Genomic DNA, 18,532 nt, shown 5'->3' on the forward strand with positions numbered 1-18,532 from the left:
GAATTACAGTTTGGGTGAAGATGCATTTTTTATGACGATTTCACGCGCGTCTTTACACATTTTTTCAAAGGCTTTAAACGAATCGGTTCTTAGTCCAAACAGCCATGTGGTGATATCCTGTGCTGTTTTTAATGTATTGAGTTCAAATTCATAGTCTTTTTTTATTCTGGTTATTTCGCTGTCCAATTCCTGCAGGCTGCTGCTGTCTGCAATAGCAAGATTTAAGGCTTTTCTAAGATTTTTTAATATTTTCCCTTTTAATTGATCGCCTTTCTCAGGCAAATGATCAACTTCCACAATGTAGCGATGATTGCGCGGGTCTTTACCGAATTTATAATAATTTTTTACTGATGAAAGTTTCTGGTTTGTTGCAGATTTAAAGAGCGTCGGGTCATAGGGTGACGTTTTATCGGCTTTAATATTTTCAGGGTTGGATGCATTTACATTAGCTGATGGTGCTACTGATATTTTTTCCGGGTTTTTGTCCATGGGGAGCTGGGTGTCATGGCTTGGGGTTCCCATTTCCGAAATTACTTCTTTATGTGGTGCAATGCTTTGATTGTCCTGGCTTGCCACTGTAATCTTTTCCTCTACGGGCAATTTTTTATGTGGTTCGAGGTTATCTTCTGCCTGGTGGGCAGAAGTTAAGACTTCCTGGGTGTGAGGGAGCTGCAAATCCTGCAGCATTCCTTGCTCAAGGCTTGCCTTGTCTTCTTGATTTACAGGCGCTTCGACAGCAATAGTTACGGCTTTTGCCTGGGCAAGCAAGGTTTCTTTGCCAGCTTTTAACAAATCGCGAAAGCTTGGTTCCGGATTTAGATTAAGAGAGCGTGCATAACGGCGACTTTCCAAAAAATCAAAGACCAAATGGCATGCCTCTTTCTCGTTTAAACCACGGTGTTGCAAAACGGCGACCATTTCCGCAGTCGTGTAGTCCGGGTAATTGCACTGCAGCAGGCGGCGTTGGAGAGCCAGGCTAGGTTGACGTCTTCCTGCCATGGACATGGGATTTTGGGTGCCGATGAGCGTAAACCCTGGATTAAGCGCGGTGCGGTTTTGTAGATCCCGGCCCATGAGCAGGGCATTCATCAACCGTTCTAACATAACGGATGTGTTAAATTCATCGATAATGACAACTGCGCCCTCATGGAAGGCGCGATTCAAAACATTAATTTTCGCGCTGACGCTCATGCTCGCTGGCAAATAATAAAATTGCTTGCTCGCCCCATTTTTTTCAATTTCTTCTTTTTCGTCAGCCAAATTAAAAGGCTTACTGTCCTTAATGTGCTTTTCTTCATACCCTTCGGAAAGAAGCACTTGTTTCACCAGTTGGCTTTTACCAACACCAGGTTCACCTTCCAGCACAATGCCGGATATGCCGACCGGAACATCCTTAAGATTTTCTTTTTGCTTGTTTTCGCGGATTTTTATCATTTCAAACAAGCTTTGATATACCGGTTGGTGCGTTGACGTCAGTAAAAATTTATCTTCTTCCCTGGCACCAGGATGGCCCACAGTTTTAGGAAAGGCTATTTTTTCTTCGGATAATGAGCCAAAAGTTTCGTTAAACCAGTTTTGAAAAGGTACATGCTGCTCTTTATTCAAAACCGTCAAAGCAATTTGATAGGCGCTGTGTTTGGCGCGTTCGTATTCATCCTGCGGGACAGTTTTGGCTTTGAGGAGTTGTGCCATCATCAGTAATTCACGTGCACTGATTGCAGTTTCATTAAAAGTTAAAATTTTACGGTAGGTTTTCAGAAAAAGTTTGCCTGCTTTCTCTGCTTCATTCACACCGTTTAATAAAGATTTTAATACACGTTGATAAAGATATGCATCCGTCATGTTTTTAAAGGTCACGACATTCGGATGCTCAACAAAGAGGCGCGGCATGCTGCGCTCCCCGCCGTAGCTTGCGGGATTGCCGGCGAAAATAACTACATGGTTTGCAGATAAGGGATAATAAACACCCTTATGGTATATGCCTTTGGGTAGGCTGTACAAATCTTCAAAAGAAGACCAGTCCGTATGTTCTAAGTTGGCTTCGTCAATGAATAAAATTTGTAAGCCATCTTTAGCTTTTGCCCAGGTTTCAATATTCTCAAAATGAACGCTGATGTTTTTTTCAGCAGCCAGACTATTCATAAAGCTGCTCTTGCCCACGCCAGTTTTTCCTGAAAGAAAAAGAACGGGTTGTTTTTTTAAAGCAGCAAGCACTTCTTCTTTACGGGAAGCCTCAAATTGGCTTGCTTTCTCTTCGCTTAAATCGAAAACCACATCCAGAGAAGCGGGCAATTCTTCAGGAAGATGATAAAGCGGTGTTCTGAGTGCAGCAGGGTCGGCCGGCAAGCTGGTTTCGTTGGCCAGGGTTTCAAGGTAAGAGTAGGAAAATGCTTCCAATTGCTGTGGAGCATAATGCTGCAACAATCTTTCTTTTTGTTTGCTAGCCAATGCATCCAGGCGTTCTTTTAGCGAAATGTGTTTTTCAACTTTGTGAGGCGAAAAAGAAAGGAGCTCGGCTGAATCAGTTAAGAGAACCAATTTTCCCTGATAAGTTTCTATTTGCCCATTATGATAAGTACCGCCATTTTCTTTAAATAAAGGAGCCAGGCTGTCTGCAATTTCCGGTGTCAATTTTCCGGTTAAAAGAACTGACTCGCCTTGGCGCAGGGCTTGCCATATCGAACTGATTTTTTCTCTGAAAGCAAGGTTTGTTCCATTAGACTTCCCCTCTATGGCATAAAATATATCCGATTTAGTCAATTCGCTGAGGTTGATGACTTGATTAAATGACGTTTCTTTTTGCAAGATTTTTTTGCTGAGTGCCAAATCATTGCTAATAACGACTTGCGGATTGTGTGCGTTTTTTATTAATGATTTTTCCTGGAGCGGTGTTATTTTGACTCGTTTTGCCACCTCTTCCGGTAATGCTACGCCAGCGGCCAAGGTGATGTTTAACTGGCAATGTTGATGCTTGGCCGCGGTGAGTAAGCGTGCAAAAGAAGATAAAGGCAGTGCGCGGGTGAGATAAAGGTGGAGCGATTTTGGTGTTTCTTTTGTGCCTGCATGTTGCTCCAGGAAACCCGGTAAAGTGGTGAGTGTGTCTCCCTTGATTTCAAAATTTGTGAAGAAATGCTCAAAATTTCCCGGATTTAAAACGTAATCAAAGTCTTGAGCCAAGCCTTGTTTAAATTGTACGGTTTCTTCGCTGAGTAATGGCTCTAACTCATAACCACTTGCGGATTCAATAGTCACTTTGGCAGGAATATTAAATGAGCGGCCGTATAAATCCATCCGTTTTTGGCTGACGAGCGTATTTAAAGCAAAACGAAAATCAGGAAGATGCCAGGGAGCGTTTTTAAGCACTATTTTTAGGGCAGTGGGCGGTTTTTGCGCTTCCAGTGCAGCGATTAACGGGCTTGGGCTAAACTGTAAAGCATTCTCTGTTAACTGCCACTTTCCATATAAATGAGCTTGCCAGTTGGATTCATTATAAAAATCAACAGTAATCGTTTCAAACGTATCGTTTTCAGTCAAGACTGCAGGGAGAGATACTGCAGGGATATCAAGCCCAGCTGGCATTTCCATGATGTGGTGCTGGCGGGAGCTGAAATCACTGCCTGAATATAAATTCGGATCATTGATATTTTGTAGCCCCAAAACAACGGCTTTAAGCGGAACGTTAGTACCGTCAGCACGCCTTGTTTCATCAAGGATCGTATTGGCCTGGACTAATTCCTGCGGGGTGAAATTGCTCCAATTGACTACGATGATGGGCGCTTTATTTTCATGTTCATGTAAAAATTGCGATAAAGGACTGCCTTTTTCAATGTGTCCTTTTCCATTTTTATCCAGTTTGATGCGGTGGGTGGCACATTTTAAGTCATCCATGTTATTGATGATAAATAAGCCGCGGTTTTGAGCAAGGCTTGAGCTTTGTAGATGATGGATGTAGTTTTGTAAATCTACCTGACTTTGCAAATAAAGAAGAACATTTTCTTGTTGATGGCTGAATAATGATAAGTCAAGTTGTTCTAGAGACGAAATCTTTGCGGGATTTTTAGCTTCCCAGGTTTTAAAGCGGCCATGCTCGGGAAGTTTTGGTTTTTGTTTATGAGCATTGGACAGGAAAAAATCCAGATCAGTTATATTTTCCAATGTTTTTTGTGCTTTGGAAAGCTTTTGAGCGACCGGTTTTTTAGCTTCTACTCCTTGCGTTTCTTGTGCTGCTTCTACAGATTTTTTTGATACTTCTGAAGGCTTTGGCGTGATTGGTTTTCTTGCTTCTTCTGCCTGTATTTGTTTCGCTTGTTCTGCAGCAATAATTTTTTCTTCAATTTTGTGCAAAAGTGGATCTTTTTTAAAATTTTGTTCCAAATCATTCAGGTTTTGTTCAATATTTTTTTTAGGTTTTACTGGAGCATAGGCTGGAATGGTTTCCATTATATTTAAAATCAACGCTGTAAATTGCGTATTTTCCTTTTTTAAAATGCTTGCAAGTTCATTGGCTTCAGGCTCGGACAATGCTTCCAGATTTTTCTTTATTTTTGCTATAAATTCAGCCTTCAGCACCACAGCAGCTCGCTCAAGCAAGTCTAGTGTTTTTTCACGGCTTGGAGGATTTAGCAAACCCTGCTGCCAGAATGGTTTATCTTCATTGCTGAGCCAGAACAAACCTTCCAAAGCTTTTTTAGATAGATGGTTGGGGTTTATAGCTTGTAGTTTCGTTGTGTCTTTTTCCGCAAGAAGGAGATAAAAACCGCCATCTGCAATAAACGCATCGATGTGTTCGGTCTCAAGAGACCAGGTGGCTTTCGGCAATTCATGAAACGAGAGTACCCTCAAGCCATGGCCCTGAGTTTCGTAAATTTGCTTGACCAGTTTGACTATATCTTGTCGTTTAAATTGTTTGGCGGTACCTGCCTGAAAATTAGGATCAAAGAAATGCCATGTATTGTCTTTAAAAAGTAGGCACGTGCGATGCCAGGCATTGGCAATGTAAATGGGGTGGCGTGGGGGATTGGCCAATATTTGCGGCAGGTTATTAACCGGGATGGCTTGAGTTTCGGGCCAGCGAATCTGGTATTTTAAAGCATAGTGCAACAATTCTTTCAGCAACGGCTCTATCTCTCTGGGGCAAGAGCGTTTGCTCCAATCCCTTAGCTTATCTAGTTTTTTCGTCCAGGCTGCTTCATTTTCTGTTGCTACGGTATCGGCATACCACTTGGAAACAGCTTGGCAGATGCCTTTATCAAACTCAGGAAAAAGAGGGGCCAGTTCAGGATGTTTTAACTGGCAATATGCTTTTAAGCGATCAATGAGCATGGATTGAGACCAGCTATTTTTTTCCTGTTTGTCAACAGAAGGTTGTTGGGGTGCCATTGGCGGCTGAAAAACAGGGTCGCGCGGTTGCACAGGTTGTATGGTTTCACCTGCTTCAGCTTCATTCGCCGTAATCGGCACAGACGGGCGGATGCGGGGTAGCCCTTTAATTTTGGGCTCTGTTGCCAGAAAAATTTCGAACTCTTCTCGCTCACCATGTACTTCTGTTTCCGATAAATCAAATTCACAGTGCGGGGCTGCTGCGATCAGCGCCATTAGATTTTCCAGGGAAATCACGATACGAGAAAACTTTGCGCTATTTAAATAAGGTAAGCTTGGAAAATTGAGAGGGCTTGTTAAAACTAAATCGCTTATCTCTAGTTTTTTCAGATTTGGAGCATGGGCAATAAAATCTAGGAATAATTGATCCGAGCCGTAATCTAATATTAATTGATTTAAGTTGTTTAGGTTATTGAAGTTGGGGGTTTGTAATCCCCCCTTATAATTGTTCCAGTCAAAATTAGAGTTCTCTGGGTATAATAACTACCGAGGAGAATTTGATGAAGAAATCGAGATATAACGAAAGCCAAATAATTACGATTCTAAAAACCGTAGAATCAGGACGACTGGTTAAAGATGTGTGTCGTGAATACGGTGTTTCTGATGCCACATATTACAACACTTAACGGAGGTGAGAGAGATCACAGAAGCATGGATCAAAGAATATAACGAGGAACGACCGCATCAAGCTTTAAACAGCATGACGCCTGTTCAATACCGATTAAACAGAAACCCGGAAACCTCTAGTTTAGCTTGGCACTAAAAAAGGAGGGTTTACAGGTTGATGTCCAATTGCAAATTCCGTGCCCTTCTATTTTTTGCACATTGGGCAAATGATTTAACAGGTTTGATTGATTGCCATAACATTCCCTCATGATCAATTTTTCAACCGAAGGAATATCTTCCTTCAATTGTAAACTTTCATTATTTCCATGAAGGTCTATTTCTTTTAAAGATTTGCACGCAGGCAAAAATTTTGCCAGGAATGGTGATTTTGTTGTGTTGACGTATGTACCGCTAAATTTCCCTAATGAATAGTCACCTTCCAGCTCATCCCGTATTGCCAAAGTACTGGAAATTTTTAATTCGCCGTCTTGTCCTAGAAGAGAGGTAAAATTTCTCAAAGTCGAATTCGTACAAGAGCAATTTCTTAATGTAATTTCCCTAAGAGCAGGCAAAGAGAGAGTAAAATTATCAGGAAACTTTACGTTGTTGATATTTAGCGCAGTAATAGGAGCAGGTATGGCGGTGATAATGCCGCCTAGCTCTTCTTCAGAAATATCACCCGAAATGAGAGTGATTAATAACAGGCCTTGGTTATAATCAATTCTCACCACGCCTGCTTTTAAATGAAGATCAAAATGCCCCTCGGAAAATTGATTTGGATGTAATTGTTCTGCAAAGGATTGATATTGTGGTAAAGAGAGGATTATCCCATACAGGCAAAGCCGCAAGAAGGTTTTCCCCGTTGGCACCCGCCATTCCTCGGGTAACGGTTGACTGGTATTTGTAGTAACAGCCAAGTCAATAGGCAGGCTGCTGGTTTGGATGATTTTTTCATATAATTGTGCGTCGAATTCATACTCTATCCTAACGACCGATGCTCCATTTTTTTTATGAAAACTTGCCATCCCGCCTGGCTCAAACATGCAGCGGCAGGAAAAATCAAAAGGATATTGGGCAGCAGCTTCCAAAACTTTATGAAAGTTAGCATCTAAAGTATCTCCCCAATTGATCTTAAGTTCGTGTAATTTTTCGAAATTAATGTCGGGTAATAAAGATAAATCATCCAGAGTTAAAATAAATTTATTACTGTCAGCCTGAAGAATGGATTCGATTTCTTTTTTACTAAACTGTTGGGCAATATCCTTTGTGTAATCAACCCGGCTTAAACCCGTTTGTTTAGGCAATTGCAAATTAGTTTCTTGTTCAGGAGCTGCAAGTATTTGTAAATTTGTAAAATCAAATTCACGAAGCTTTGGGGCATTCAGCAGGAAGCTGAGAAAAGCAGATTTAGTCAACTGCAATTTTTCCGGGATAATAATTTGTTTTAATTCTGGCAAATTAGGAGTTGACTCTTCCCCCTTTATTTCTGAAACCCCGGTCAAATCCAGGCTTACTAAAGTAGGGGAGAGCAGGGGAGCAATCAGTTTAGGCACTACGCTGGATGGCTTCCCTAGTATTCCCAAATGCTTAAGCTTTGCCTGTGGTTTCAGGTGGGTGTCGAAAATAGATTCTAAAAAATAGGTGTTATCTATTTCTAAATGCTCCAGTTCCAAATTAGCATTTACTATCTTGATGGTATTGTTGAAGTCAGAATTGGAAATCTTCAGATGTTTTAATTTGGGCAGATCCAGGGAGCTTAATTTACCAATGATGTTTACATTGTTTAATTCCAATGCGGTTAGGTTCGGGGCATTTTCCAGGATCAATTTAAGTTGTGCCGCCGATATGACGCATGATGTTAGGGTCAATGACCTTAAATTTGCCAGGGACAGAGCATGTAAATCGGATTTAATGGAACTCCCTTGAATCATGAGGCGTTCTAAGTTTGGTGCAAATTTAAGCGCTTCATGAAAAGAAAAAACATGCTGTTGACTGGAACTTATGGTGAGTGATTTAAGCGAAGGCGCTAATGGTAAGGTGTCTGCCGGATTGGGTGAATTTCTGTTATTTTCTCTTTTTATTTCTAGCTTTTCCAATTTTTCAGGCAAAACGAGGGGCTTGAAATTTGTATCATCCGCGATATTGAGCTGCAGCGACTGTAAGGAAGCTGCATATTTTAAAAAAGTTAACCTTTCTGTATACTTCGTCAAATCCGCTGAGAATTTAATTCCCAGATGTTTAACCGGAATTAAATGGATAAAATTAGCCAATACATAAAACCATGCATCGGTTAAATGCAACTTGGTACAGTGAGGTAATTCAGGGGTTATGTTTCTTCCTATTTCTTCGTTGATCTCTGTCTGTGTCAAATCTACATAAACCAATTGCCGGCAAAAATCGGGGTTTGCCAGCAGTTTAAGGATGTGGGTTGTGTCTTCTGTAGCTGCGATGCCGGTTTGGAATGTTCCAGTACAATGCTCAACATCTAAGTTTAGTACGCAGGCGGTTTTTGGCAATAATTCAATTCTCCTTTTAAGATCTCGACTCCTTTCCAGAAAACTTGAGCTGGCTGCTATTTGTTTTGTATTCAATTCATCAGCTTCCAGGCCGCTTAGTTTGTTGACATATTCATAATCGATAATAAAGGTTTTATCGTTTTCAATTTTATGTTTGCTGAGTAACTCACTTAACTGCCGACGATTAATCCTGGGAGGGGTAGAAGATAATTGTTTGGCATTGGTTATTTTTTGCAGGCGCTCGCCCACCACTTGGTAAACTTCGAAATCGTAATTTAAAAAATGGTTAATTTCATCGGTGGGATTTTGGTTTCGTGGTATGTTTTCTGAGCTTCTCCAAACATCATAAAAAATTATTTTTTTCTTTTCTTTTCGTGCGATTGCCTCTGATGTTTGATAAAAAAAGTCGCGTTGCCCATTAATAGCCCGCTCGAGGGCAAACAAAGGAGTTGGAGTTTCACTAAAAGAAACTCCTTGAGCATTCTCTTCATAATAGAAAGATCCTGCAGCCAGCAAATTAAAGAACATACATACCTCAAGAAGGCGAAACCTGGAGTGAGCAATTTTGTAGTTATTATTATAGCAATTAGCTATATTTTTGTCCTTAAAAATCTTATTTTTGCCTTGGCGTGTATTAAAAAAACAAATAGGACATTTATAAATTTCTCATTTATAAAAATGGGCAAGTCTTAGCATTATATTATTTGAACATGCTACTTGTTTTTGTATACTAGCGTTCTTTCTTATTGGGTATGTTTTATGGCTAACAAAACGCTGTATCGCATCATGTTTTCCTATGCCGAGGCAGTGTACGAAATTTACGCACGGCAAGTCCAGGAAAGCAGTATGTTTGGCTTTCTCGAAGTCGAAGAGTTTGTGTTCGGCGAAAACACTTCTCTGGTTGTCGATCCTTCCGAGGAGCGATTAAAGTTGGAATTTAATAATGTTAAACGCACCTATATTCCTGTGTACTCTATTCTTCGCATTGACGAAGTCAGTAAGCAGGGAGTTGCTAAAGTTCGTGATAAAACCCCACCAGAGACAAGTAAGGTAAGCATGTTTCCCGTTCCCAGCAAATCTAGAGATTGAGAAAATAATGACAATTCCAAGTAAAATTCAAGAAGTTTATGAGAAATCCACCCGCCTTTTCACTACGAAAGAAGTTGAAGCGGCACTGGATAGAATGGCCATCAACATCCATCAACGGCTGCATGATAAAAATCCGGTTATTATCTGTGTCATGATCGGCGGATTGGTGCCTATGGGGAATTTATTGCCGCGCCTTGATTTTCCTCTGGAAGTTGATTACGTGCATGCAACGCGCTACTGTGGGGAAATAAAAGGCGGCGAATTACATTGGAAAGTCAAGCCCAGTCTGGACTTGCGTGGCCGTACTGTTTTAGTGGTGGATGACATACTGGATGGTGGCGTAACATTAGCCGCTATTTTGGCTGAGGTCAAAGCAATGGGAGCAGCAGAAGTTTTAAGCGCAGTACTGGTAGACAAACATCATAAGCGCGTGGAAAACGGTTTGGAAAATGCCGATTTTGTTGGCTTGCAAGTAGATGATCATTATATTTTTGGCTATGGCATGGATTACGAAGAGTATTTACGCAATGCTCCCGGAATATTCGTAGTTGCTCCAGAGCACGAATAAAGTTCACCATAATGGTAATCTGGTTTGCGCAAAATACAACCAGATTACTATTCTTGCATGCTTTTGTATTCCAAGGCTTAATAAAAACGTATTACTGCAGCATCAGAATATGGCATTAACTGACCTTGGGCACGGGAAATTGATGCAAAGCCATGGATATTTCTTTATAAAGCTCTGGCAACCAGCGCGGCTGCGCAAAATTGGTTGTTGCTGGCTTTTCTTTCCTAAGATCATTCGGCGCAATGATGACTTTAACGTGATTTAAGCCTACTCTTCTTGCCAATAAAAATAATTGATCAATGGCTTTATCGCCGACGGCAAGACAGCCAACGGATGAAGCTTTACCATGCAGGAAAATATTGCCACCCAACTGCTTCCGGCCATCTTTAATCGCCTGCAATCTATCGAAATGATTTGGATAATTGATCATCATGGATAAATGGTGCGAGCTAAATGGATTAAATGAAGTTAAACGATAAACGCCTTCCGGGATCTGGTAGTCGTGCTCTTTGAGTTTAGGGCCCAGCCGGCCACTAAATGCTGTCAAAGGATAGGTGTGAATATATCGCCAGGAAGTATTGGCATCCTTTGCCCATAGTTGTATATGCCTTTCTTTCTTAAAGGCGAGCAGGGCAATTTCTTTAGGAGGGTAGGATATCTGTGCTTTGGCAAACATCCGTTTAAGTTGTGGTTCAAAATGCAACCCGTAGCGTTTGATTGCATTGTCAATGGCTTTGTCGAGACTAACTTTGGGCGCCATGGCATGCACAGCCATATGGTGCAACAATAATAAGCATAAAATGATAGATCGCATAGCAGTATAAGACTTAATTTTTACCGATAGTAGCAAAATTAAAGCAATGGAACAATTTATAAGCAGCACATTTTAGTTTTTATCCTTCTTGGGCGTTAGTTTTTCAATTTCAACTGGCCGGTTTAGTTGACGAATAATAAATTCCGGAGGGGTGTCCAAATTCCCCACGGATGGAATTAACCCGTAATGGTTTGGACATAAATAACTTACCTTACCATTAGAACCTATTTTGTAAAATACAAAACGGTTATTACAATATTCCGCTGGGGTAAAGGTAACAACTTCCATGAGTGCGGTACCAGGAAGGCGGCTTTCCACGAAACGGGCATTTATCCACAAGTTGATGAGCAATAAAGCACTACCGGTAATGACCAAGGCTGCAATAAATCCAATGAGATAGCGAACATATTTTCCCTGGAAGGAGGAAACGTTGAAGCAAACATATAAAAAGGCAATGACTGCAATCACTATATTTAAGGAATATAAGAGGGCATTTTTATAATTAAAGTAAGTGCCGAAAATTTCACCACCAGCTCCATGGTAGGAAATTAGCAAAGCCACTAATGAAAGCCAGAGTGCAATCAGGATGTAATTAAGAAGATTTTTACTTAAGCCTAAGAGCAGAAAAACCAAGCATAAAAAGGGTAATAAATAATTAATTACACCAGTTAGTACAATCATCGCAAATCCTTGCTCCTTAAGATGCATTCATTTTATCCTAGAAAAAACAAGTTGTCGCTACTCTTTGGATAAGGATTGTTTGATAAGCAGTATTGTTGTAGGTTGTACTTGTTTGCCTGTTTTTAATTGTTCCTTATTTAATGAAACCCAATTAAAGCTGAAACCGGAAAGTGCGGAAGTAAGGAGATGAAAATCTTGCAAACTTCCCTCTGAAGAAATTTTATTATGATTTGCAGGCTCGATGCTACCAAGCCATATTGGTTGTTTGTAATGGTTTAAATAATAATTCGAACGCCAGAATTGTATGATCCACAAGGATGAGCCGCCATGGCTCCCATAGGTCATAATTAATGCGGGTTTTTTATTACGATAAAACTGAGTCACCAGGGGCTTGGCATTGCTGCGCTGGCCTTGTGCACGTAATAAAATTTTAAGAAAAAAAGAGCTGGATTGTTTTTTCCACCCCTGTTGCTCAAGCTTTTTTTCCAGTGCTTTAATTGAACCTGAATACTGAAGATTAAAGGTACCCGCCGGCTGCCCGGTGCGATTTGTTGTAAAAAGGGGAAGCAGGGGGTATTGCTGTTTCCACCAGGTTTCTTCGGTTAACAAGTGTGGCTTAAGATATGGATAATCTGTATCAATGATTTTTTTAAAACAAAAACCATACATCAGGCTTGCAGTAAGCACCAAAACAAGGCAAGAAAAAACAATAGGTGATTGTGAGCGGTGGCTGCTTAATTGTGCTTGCCGGTAAAAAATCCAATGTCCGAGACAAAGGGTAAAACCAATAAAATAAGCACCCAGCACGCTCGAAAACCAGTTATTTCCTAAATAGATTTCACTGATGCCCGCAAGAAGTAAAATCACCAGTAAAAAAATGCGGATACCAAGCGTTAAAATGGTTTTATAACGCGTAATGTAGAAAATTAAAAAACTGAATAAAGAGGTGGCAAGCGTAAGATTAGTAGCCGGATAAGTTAAATGTTTTTTATATTCTATTAATCCTCCATGCAAGCTGGGTACGCTTATAAATTCCGAAAATAAAAAGACAAGAATGGTGCAAAAGAAACTGATGCTCAACCAATAGCGCAACATGCGCCAATCTTTATAGTAAACGGAATAAACAGTGATGGAAATTATGAGGGCCAATAAAACAAAAGCACTGGTGAAAAGGCTTATGGCAATGAAAAAAAGGTCAAAAGGCTGCGTGCGTATGCTTTGTAGAAAAAGGTACACAGTATCATCCAGCGAGTGAATGAAACTGCTTATGGCGACCAGAGCGGTCAGGACAATGGAAAAAAGGAGGGTGAGGAAAAATAATAAAATCAGAATGACTGTAGCATAGTGATTCGTTTCGGTTTCCGGCGTCAGCAATGTAAAATAATAACTCATGCGCGGATGTTCTCTAGACCATAACCAAAATTGATGCAGATTTGTTTTCAAGAGAGAATTAATGCGCTGAAAAAGCCATTTCATGCCTATTGTAAGCAGCCAGGCTAACAACAGTAAAATGATAATCAAGAGAAACAGTTTGCTGGCGCCTTCGGCTGATAATTCGCTGCTGGCTGCGCCGACTAAAACACCCGGCATCACATAGAGGATAGCCCAGCCAATTGCGGAAATGATATTGGCTATTAAAAAATGCCAAGCATTCATGTGCATCATTCCGGCAATAACCGGGATAATCGAACGGAGCGGGCCTATGAACCGGCCAATTAAAACGCTTTTCCCACCATGTTTGGCAAAGTATTCCCTGCCATAATTGAGCCAATGCGGATAACGATAAAAAGGCCAGATGTTTGGTAAACTATGCCTGAATTTATATCCCAAAGCGTAGCTGACACCGTCGCCCGCTATTGCACCCAGTGTCGCTGCAAGCAGCGTCAAATCAATACGCATGACGCCTGAGCCTGCCAAAATTCCAATAGCGGTCATGGTGACAGAGCCTGGGATAATACTGCCTATAATAGCCAGGGATTCACTAAAAGAAATTAAAAAAGTGAAAATTAGCGCCCAATGGGGATGGGTATATAACCAAGTGTGTAAGGGCTGCAAATAATCCGTTAGAAATTGCATAATATTAGCGTTCAAATAAAGTTAAGAATTCTTGAACAAACTGCTGATTAACCTGCTCTATATTAATATTCGGAACAAAATCTCGCATTTGAGTCATCTCCAGCTTTGCATATCCACAAGGATTGATTCCATGGAAAGGATTTAAATCCATAGCCACGTTTAATGCAATACCGTGATAAGTGCAGCCATTTTTTACACGCAAGCCAATGGATGCAATTTTTTTATTATCAACGTAAACGCCTGGAGCACCACAGCGGGTAGCGGCTGAAATTTGCCATTTCTTTAGCAATAAAATGAGAACTTGCTCCAATTGTGTCACTAAAGTTCTAATCCCAATTTTGCGCCGGCGCAGATCCATAAGTACATAGGCAACCAATTGCCCCGGGCCATGGTAAGTTACTTGCCCACCACGGTCGCTTTGTACAATCGGGATCCCCTGAGGATTGAGGATGTGCTCCGGTTTACCCGCTTGCCCCTGCGTATAAACCGGGGGATGTTGTAATAGCCAAAGCTCATCATCCGTCTGCTCCATACGCAGAGTGGTGAATTTTTTCATTTCTTCCCACACGGTTTCATAAGGCTGTACGTCGAGGTGGCGGATAGCTATCATTCAAAGCACCATCTTTATATCAGGGTGCTGGGTTAATTCTATGTATAGTGCGTCGAGAGTGGACTGATCTTCGGCATAGACGATGATGCTGATCGCTAAATAATTCCCTTGTTGACTGGGCTGTGCCTTCATTTCACTGTCTTTAAGCGAAGGATAGTGCCTACGGGCGATATCCATAATTTCAGCAGTAAATTTCTCATCATTTTTTCCTATAATTTTAATTTGAAAATTACAGGGGAATTTCATCAGCGTTTGCTCAGTCATTATAAATAAGCCTCATCCTAAAATACTGTATAAATTTTTTTAATTAATAATAGCTTGTTATAAGGTTTTAATCAGATTTTGATATTGATTATCCAGTATTTCCCAATATTTTCCGCCCTTACCCTCGCCAACTGGTTTATCATCCAATTGGGTTATGGGGTAAATTTCCTTGGTAGTGCTGGTAATCCACACTTCTTGTGCGTCCAACAGATTGCTTTTGCTAATCATGCTTTCCTTAAAAGGCATGTGCAGCGCAGTAATTAACTCGATAGTGAGCTGACGAGTTATTCCAGGCAAGCATAAATTCGTTTGTGGCGGCGTGTGAATTACTCCCGCTTTATCCACCATAAACACGTTGCTTGCACTGCCTTCGGTTAAAAATCCGTCCCGAATTAATAAGGCTGTATTAGCGCCGGAAACAACCGCTTCGTCGTTAAGAAGAATATTGGCCAGCATGGACGTCGTTTTTATATTACAACGCAACCAGCGATTATCTTCCACAAGTTTTGCGCGCAATCCTTTTTTTTTGTCAGCAAAGCTGGGATAGGAATTATGTATGGTGAATAAAACTACAGTCGGGGTTAGATTATTGGGAATATCATGGGTACGCTTGTTTTGAGTGCCGCGGGTAATTTGCAGGTAGATCTGCATATCGCCGCTGTTATTCAGTGTCACCAATTCCTGGAATAAAGAAGGGAAATCAAGATTGGGCATGGTCATTTTTATGGCCGCCAAGCTTGCCTGAAGCCTGCTTAAATGGCGATCGATAAAATAAGCGTTTCCCTTATAAACCGGAATAACTTCATAAACGCTATCAGCAAATAAAAAGCCGCGATCAAAAATGGAGATTTTTGCATCTTCGGCTTTTATAAATTCGCCATTTAAATAGACCATGCGTTGCATTGGCGCTGGCCGTAGTTAAGAACCAAACCAGCGTCTGAATGTTAAACGGATGCCATCCTTAATACAGGTAAAAAAACCACCTTTAGGAACGCTTTCCAGAGCATACAAGGGCTTGGTAGCAATGATGTTATTATCAAATTGCACCAACAATTCCCCAATTTGCTCTCCTTTATTAATAGGAGCCTGTAGCAGTTTAGGGATTTTTGTATTGATGGTTAAGCGCTGATATTGCCCGCTTGGGATTGTTACAAATTCATCTTCTTGTAAACCTACAGGAATAGTTTTCGCTTTGCCTTTATATAAAGCAAGTTCAGTAATTGGCTTGCCTGCTTTATATAACTCATGCGTTTCAAAAAAACGGAAACCATAGTTCAGTAAACGTTCGCTGTCATCGGCACGCGCGGTTTCTGTTGGCGAACCCATTACGACCGCAATCAGGCGCATGTTATTGCGTTTCGCAGAAGAAACCAGGCAAAAACCTGCGTCCTGCGTATGGCCTGTTTTAATGCCATCGACCTGATTATCACGCCATAATAAACGGTTGCGGTTAGGCTGACGTATGCCGTTAAAGGTAAACCATTTTTGTTTATACCAGTGGTAGTATTGCGGAAAATTCTTAACCAGTGCACGCCCTAAAATAGCTAAATCTTGAGCTGTGGTATAAAGCTCTGCATCGGGCAACCCGGTGCTGTCAGTGAAATGGCTGTTTTGCATGCCAAGATTACGGGCCTGCTGATTCATGATATCAGCAAATGCATTTTCACTGCCGCCCAAATGTTCGGCCATGGCAACACAGGCGTCATTCCCGGAGTCCACGATGATGCCTTTTAATAAATCTTCCACATTGACTTGCTGACCTTCTTTGACAAACATGCGGGAACCGCCGGTTTTCCATGCTCGCTCGCTAATTCGTACGCTATCTGTTAAGCGGATTTGCTGGTTTTGCAATGCGCTTGAGACCACGTACAAGGTCATCATTTTGGTAAGGCTTGCAGGAGGTAGTTTTTCATTGCTGTTTTTTTCAGCAATAATCTTACCGCTGTCTGCATCAATCAGAATATATGCTTTGGCATTTAAAACCGGAGGGGCGGGAGTAATTAGAGGATTGTTATTGGTAACAGGAGAGGGGGGGATAATGCCCGAAGGTGCAGCTGGTTCAGCGGCATAAAATGTGCCAGCTTTTACCAGCAAGGTAATGAATAACAAAAAATTTGGTAAAAAAAAGGCTTGTTTGTTCATGTTGTTATCCAGTATAAAAAAATTGAATTTATCTTATCACAGCATTTGCCCGCCAACCAAATGACAACAGGGTAATTTTAAGTATATATTTAGCAATCCGAACTATTTCTCAGAACAGATTATGTGGCTTGTATGGTTAATTGCAGGAACATTGTTGCTGGCAGGCTGTCAGCAAAGTGCTTTGGTACGGCAAGATCCGCCTAAAAAGAAAATGGTTTTTACCGCTCGAGTTCTTGATAAAACTCCGGCGAAAAAAAGTATCCCCCCAAAACTGCCGCCGAAAAAGTCTTCTGAGCCTAGTAAAGATGGGGCACCTGCCGGGCCCTTGCCTGTTTCTTTTAAAAAAATAGTCCCCATCTCTGAACCTCTAAGCCGCTACGGCAATCCGGCTGCGTATCACGTAAATGGTAAAACTTATGAAGTCATGACATCTTCCAGCGGCTATCGAGCACGTGGGCTGGCTTCATGGTATGGCACAAAGTTTCATCAAAAGCGTACTTCAAGCGGCGAAGATTATGATTTATATGAATTGACTGCCGCCCATAAAACACTACCCTTGCCTACCTATGTAAGAGTTAAAAATCTGGAAAATGGACGGGAAGCTATCGTCAAGGTAAACGATAGGGGCCCTTTTCACAAAGACCGCATCATAGACTTATCTTATGGCGCTGCAGTAAAACTGGGGGTTTGGCCTACTGGTACTGCCCGGGTGGAAATTGAAGCATTGACCACCCACGGCCCGCATGCTGCTCACTATTATGTACAAGCCGGAGCCTTCTCTTCCCAAAGTTTGGCGCAGGCATTGCGTGGCAAACTTGCCAAACTGACTCCGTCCCCTGTATTTATCGAAAAATATCAGCAGTTTTTTGTGGTAAAAGTCGGTCCATTTGCTGACAAGAAAATGACTGAGGTACTGAAAAAAGCATTGGCACAGCATGGAGTGACGGGAGCTTTTTCTTTATTGCAATAGCAGGCAAGATATAAATCAACCCTCTACGGATTCGACAATTACCCGGGTTCCCCTCACTCCATCTTCAGGGACTTCAACAAATTCCTCATTCAACCAGCGTGCGTCTTCAACAAACATACGTACGCAGCCATGACTGGCCCGGTATCCAGGAACGGTATCGCTGCCGTGTAACGCATAACCGCGGAAAAAATGCATGCAATAAGGCATTTCCGCTCCGCCATTGTTACCATCCGCACGCATTGGAAAAGTGGTAGAAATACAGCTTATATCTTGTTTTCTAATGACCCGGAAAGAGCCTGAGGGAGTTTTGCAATTTCCCTCTATGTTCCGGCAAGTACCGGAACCAGAAGAGAGAGGCCCCCACCAAACCAATTCTCCCTGTTCATCGTAGGCCCCCCATGCCAGCTGTTTTTGGCTGACGAAAATTGTTTTTTCACCGTCGGATTCAATGTAGCGGGGAAAAGGGGATACATCATAAATGGTGAGGCGATCAATATTCTTGGGTACTGCAATGGTCATTCCCTTACGCAAGCCAATATTCATGCGGTTAATTCGTTTCACAATGTCGCGTTCTTCAATGTTGGGGAATAGCATTTCCCAAGTTTCTCCCGATTTTACTTTGATGCAGAAATAATCTTCAGATGAACAAAGTGTTTCCCCGAAACGTTGTTGGGATGCGCCTAGAGCATGTTGGGCTAAAAAGAGGGATAGAACAGCTATCGCTGCAGCTAACAGTTTCATAGCAACCTCCCAGGCCATTCTCTTTAATGGGTTAACGGCAATGTTGCAAAAAACTTAATAAAAAATGCCATTGCCA

General features: G+C 41.5%; 14 protein-coding genes and 1 pseudogene. 5 read left to right on the plus strand and 10 right to left on the minus strand.

What is annotated here, in order from left to right:
* Positions 1-3: 3 nt before the first annotated feature.
* Positions 4-5,595 (minus strand): hypothetical protein, encoded by a 5,592-nt coding sequence (locus NKV53_RS02735; RefSeq protein WP_127057352.1) that lies wholly within the window; start codon positions 5,593-5,595, stop codon positions 4-6.
* Between the two features lie 284 nt (positions 5,596-5,879).
* On the opposite strand from NKV53_RS02735, the pseudogene NKV53_RS02740 reads away from it, so the two are divergent.
* Both NKV53_RS02740 and NKV53_RS11930 read left to right on the plus strand, forming a co-directional pair.
* Positions 5,880-5,999: pseudogene (locus NKV53_RS02740) on the plus strand (transposase); the annotation flags it as partial.
* Positions 6,000-6,010: 11 nt separating this feature from the next.
* Positions 6,011-6,142, plus strand: a complete 132-nt coding sequence (locus NKV53_RS11930) for an integrase core domain-containing protein (RefSeq protein WP_371923151.1) — start codon at positions 6,011-6,013, stop codon at positions 6,140-6,142.
* Here NKV53_RS11930 and NKV53_RS02745 read toward each other — a convergent pair.
* Entirely contained in the window at positions 6,123-9,029 is a 2,907-nt protein-coding gene (locus NKV53_RS02745; protein ID WP_253350656.1) for a hypothetical protein, read from the minus strand. The genes NKV53_RS11930 and NKV53_RS02745 overlap by 20 nt on opposite strands.
* Positions 9,030-9,260: 231 nt before the next feature.
* Here NKV53_RS02745 and NKV53_RS02750 point away from each other — a divergent pair, with 231 nt between their 5' ends.
* Positions 9,261-9,590, plus strand: coding sequence for a DUF1820 family protein (locus tag NKV53_RS02750; RefSeq protein WP_126954921.1), 330 nt, complete (start codon positions 9,261-9,263; stop codon positions 9,588-9,590).
* 7 nt (positions 9,591-9,597) lie between these two features.
* Positions 9,598-10,158 carry a hypoxanthine-guanine phosphoribosyltransferase gene (locus NKV53_RS02755; RefSeq protein WP_126954922.1) on the plus strand — a complete coding sequence of 187 codons (561 nt, stop codon included), beginning with the start codon at positions 9,598-9,600 and terminating at the stop codon, positions 10,156-10,158.
* Between the two features lie 115 nt (positions 10,159-10,273).
* On the opposite strand, the gene NKV53_RS02760 is transcribed toward NKV53_RS02755, so the two are convergent.
* The 7 genes from NKV53_RS02760 to NKV53_RS02790 form a co-directional block, all read right to left on the minus strand.
* Positions 10,274-10,972: a murein L,D-transpeptidase family protein gene (locus tag NKV53_RS02760; RefSeq protein WP_126954923.1), complete on the minus strand. Its 699-nt coding sequence runs from the start codon at positions 10,970-10,972 to the stop codon at positions 10,274-10,276.
* Positions 10,973-11,044: 72 nt separating this feature from the next.
* Entirely contained in the window at positions 11,045-11,653 is a 609-nt protein-coding gene (locus tag NKV53_RS02765) for a type I secretion system protein LssZ (protein ID WP_126954924.1), read from the minus strand.
* A 57-nt stretch (positions 11,654-11,710) separates the two neighbouring features.
* Positions 11,711-13,729 (minus strand): VTT domain-containing protein, encoded by a 2,019-nt coding sequence (locus NKV53_RS02770; RefSeq protein ID WP_126954925.1) that lies wholly within the window; start codon positions 13,727-13,729, stop codon positions 11,711-11,713.
* Positions 13,730-13,733: 4 nt separating this feature from the next.
* Positions 13,734-14,339, minus strand: a complete 606-nt coding sequence (gene lipB, locus NKV53_RS02775) for a lipoyl(octanoyl) transferase LipB (protein ID WP_256478731.1) — start codon at positions 14,337-14,339, stop codon at positions 13,734-13,736.
* Positions 14,340-14,603: a YbeD family protein gene (locus NKV53_RS02780; RefSeq protein WP_127111315.1), complete on the minus strand. Its 264-nt coding sequence runs from the start codon at positions 14,601-14,603 to the stop codon at positions 14,340-14,342.
* A gap of 57 nt (positions 14,604-14,660) precedes the next feature.
* On the minus strand, positions 14,661-15,497 hold the full coding sequence (locus tag NKV53_RS02785; protein ID WP_126954935.1) for a D-amino acid aminotransferase: 837 nt from the start codon (positions 15,495-15,497) through the stop codon (positions 14,661-14,663).
* A 24-nt stretch (positions 15,498-15,521) separates the two neighbouring features.
* Complete coding sequence (locus NKV53_RS02790) at positions 15,522-16,745, minus strand: D-alanyl-D-alanine carboxypeptidase family protein (protein ID WP_126954926.1); 1,224 nt, start codon at positions 16,743-16,745, stop codon at positions 15,522-15,524.
* Between the two features lie 121 nt (positions 16,746-16,866).
* Between NKV53_RS02790 and NKV53_RS02795 the strand changes: the two genes are divergently transcribed.
* Positions 16,867-17,715: a septal ring lytic transglycosylase RlpA family protein gene (locus NKV53_RS02795; RefSeq protein ID WP_199737790.1), complete on the plus strand. Its 849-nt coding sequence runs from the start codon at positions 16,867-16,869 to the stop codon at positions 17,713-17,715.
* A gap of 15 nt (positions 17,716-17,730) precedes the next feature.
* On the opposite strand, the gene NKV53_RS02800 is transcribed toward NKV53_RS02795, so the two are convergent.
* A complete protein-coding gene (locus NKV53_RS02800) occupies positions 17,731-18,456 on the minus strand; it encodes a L,D-transpeptidase (RefSeq protein WP_127032689.1) in 726 nt (241 codons plus the stop codon).
* Positions 18,457-18,532 lie beyond the last annotated feature (76 nt).

The organism is Legionella sp. 27cVA30, from assembly GCF_024160945.1.
GTDB lineage: Bacteria > Pseudomonadota > Gammaproteobacteria > Legionellales > Legionellaceae > Legionella_A > Legionella_A septentrionalis.

Bases quoted from the DNA above. Each gene is read 5' to 3' on its own strand.
- NKV53_RS02770 (WP_126954925.1), bottom strand. From the start codon at position 13,729: ATGCAATTTCTAACGGATTATTTGCAGCCCTTACACACTTGGTTATAT.
- NKV53_RS02745 (WP_253350656.1), bottom strand. From the start codon at position 9,029: ATGTTCTTTAATTTGCTGGCTGCAGGATCTTTCTATTATGAAGAGAAT.
- NKV53_RS02800 (WP_127032689.1), bottom strand. From the start codon at position 18,456: ATGAAACTGTTAGCTGCAGCGATAGCTGTTCTATCCCTCTTTTTAGCC.
- NKV53_RS02765 (WP_126954924.1), bottom strand. From the start codon at position 11,653: ATGATTGTACTAACTGGTGTAATTAATTATTTATTACCCTTTTTATGC.
- NKV53_RS02735 (WP_127057352.1), bottom strand. From the start codon at position 5,595: ATGGCGCTGATCGCAGCAGCCCCGCACTGTGAATTTGATTTATCGGAA.
- NKV53_RS02790 (WP_126954926.1), bottom strand. From the start codon at position 16,745: ATGAACAAACAAGCCTTTTTTTTACCAAATTTTTTGTTATTCATTACC.
- NKV53_RS02750 (WP_126954921.1), top strand. From the start codon at position 9,261: ATGGCTAACAAAACGCTGTATCGCATCATGTTTTCCTATGCCGAGGCA.
- NKV53_RS02755 (WP_126954922.1), top strand. From the start codon at position 9,598: ATGACAATTCCAAGTAAAATTCAAGAAGTTTATGAGAAATCCACCCGC.
- NKV53_RS02795 (WP_199737790.1), top strand. From the start codon at position 16,867: ATGTGGCTTGTATGGTTAATTGCAGGAACATTGTTGCTGGCAGGCTGT.
- lipB (WP_256478731.1), bottom strand. From the start codon at position 14,339: ATGATAGCTATCCGCCACCTCGACGTACAGCCTTATGAAACCGTGTGG.
- NKV53_RS02785 (WP_126954935.1), bottom strand. From the start codon at position 15,497: ATGGTCTATTTAAATGGCGAATTTATAAAAGCCGAAGATGCAAAAATC.
- NKV53_RS02780 (WP_127111315.1), bottom strand. From the start codon at position 14,603: ATGACTGAGCAAACGCTGATGAAATTCCCCTGTAATTTTCAAATTAAA.
- NKV53_RS02760 (WP_126954923.1), bottom strand. From the start codon at position 10,972: ATGCGATCTATCATTTTATGCTTATTATTGTTGCACCATATGGCTGTG.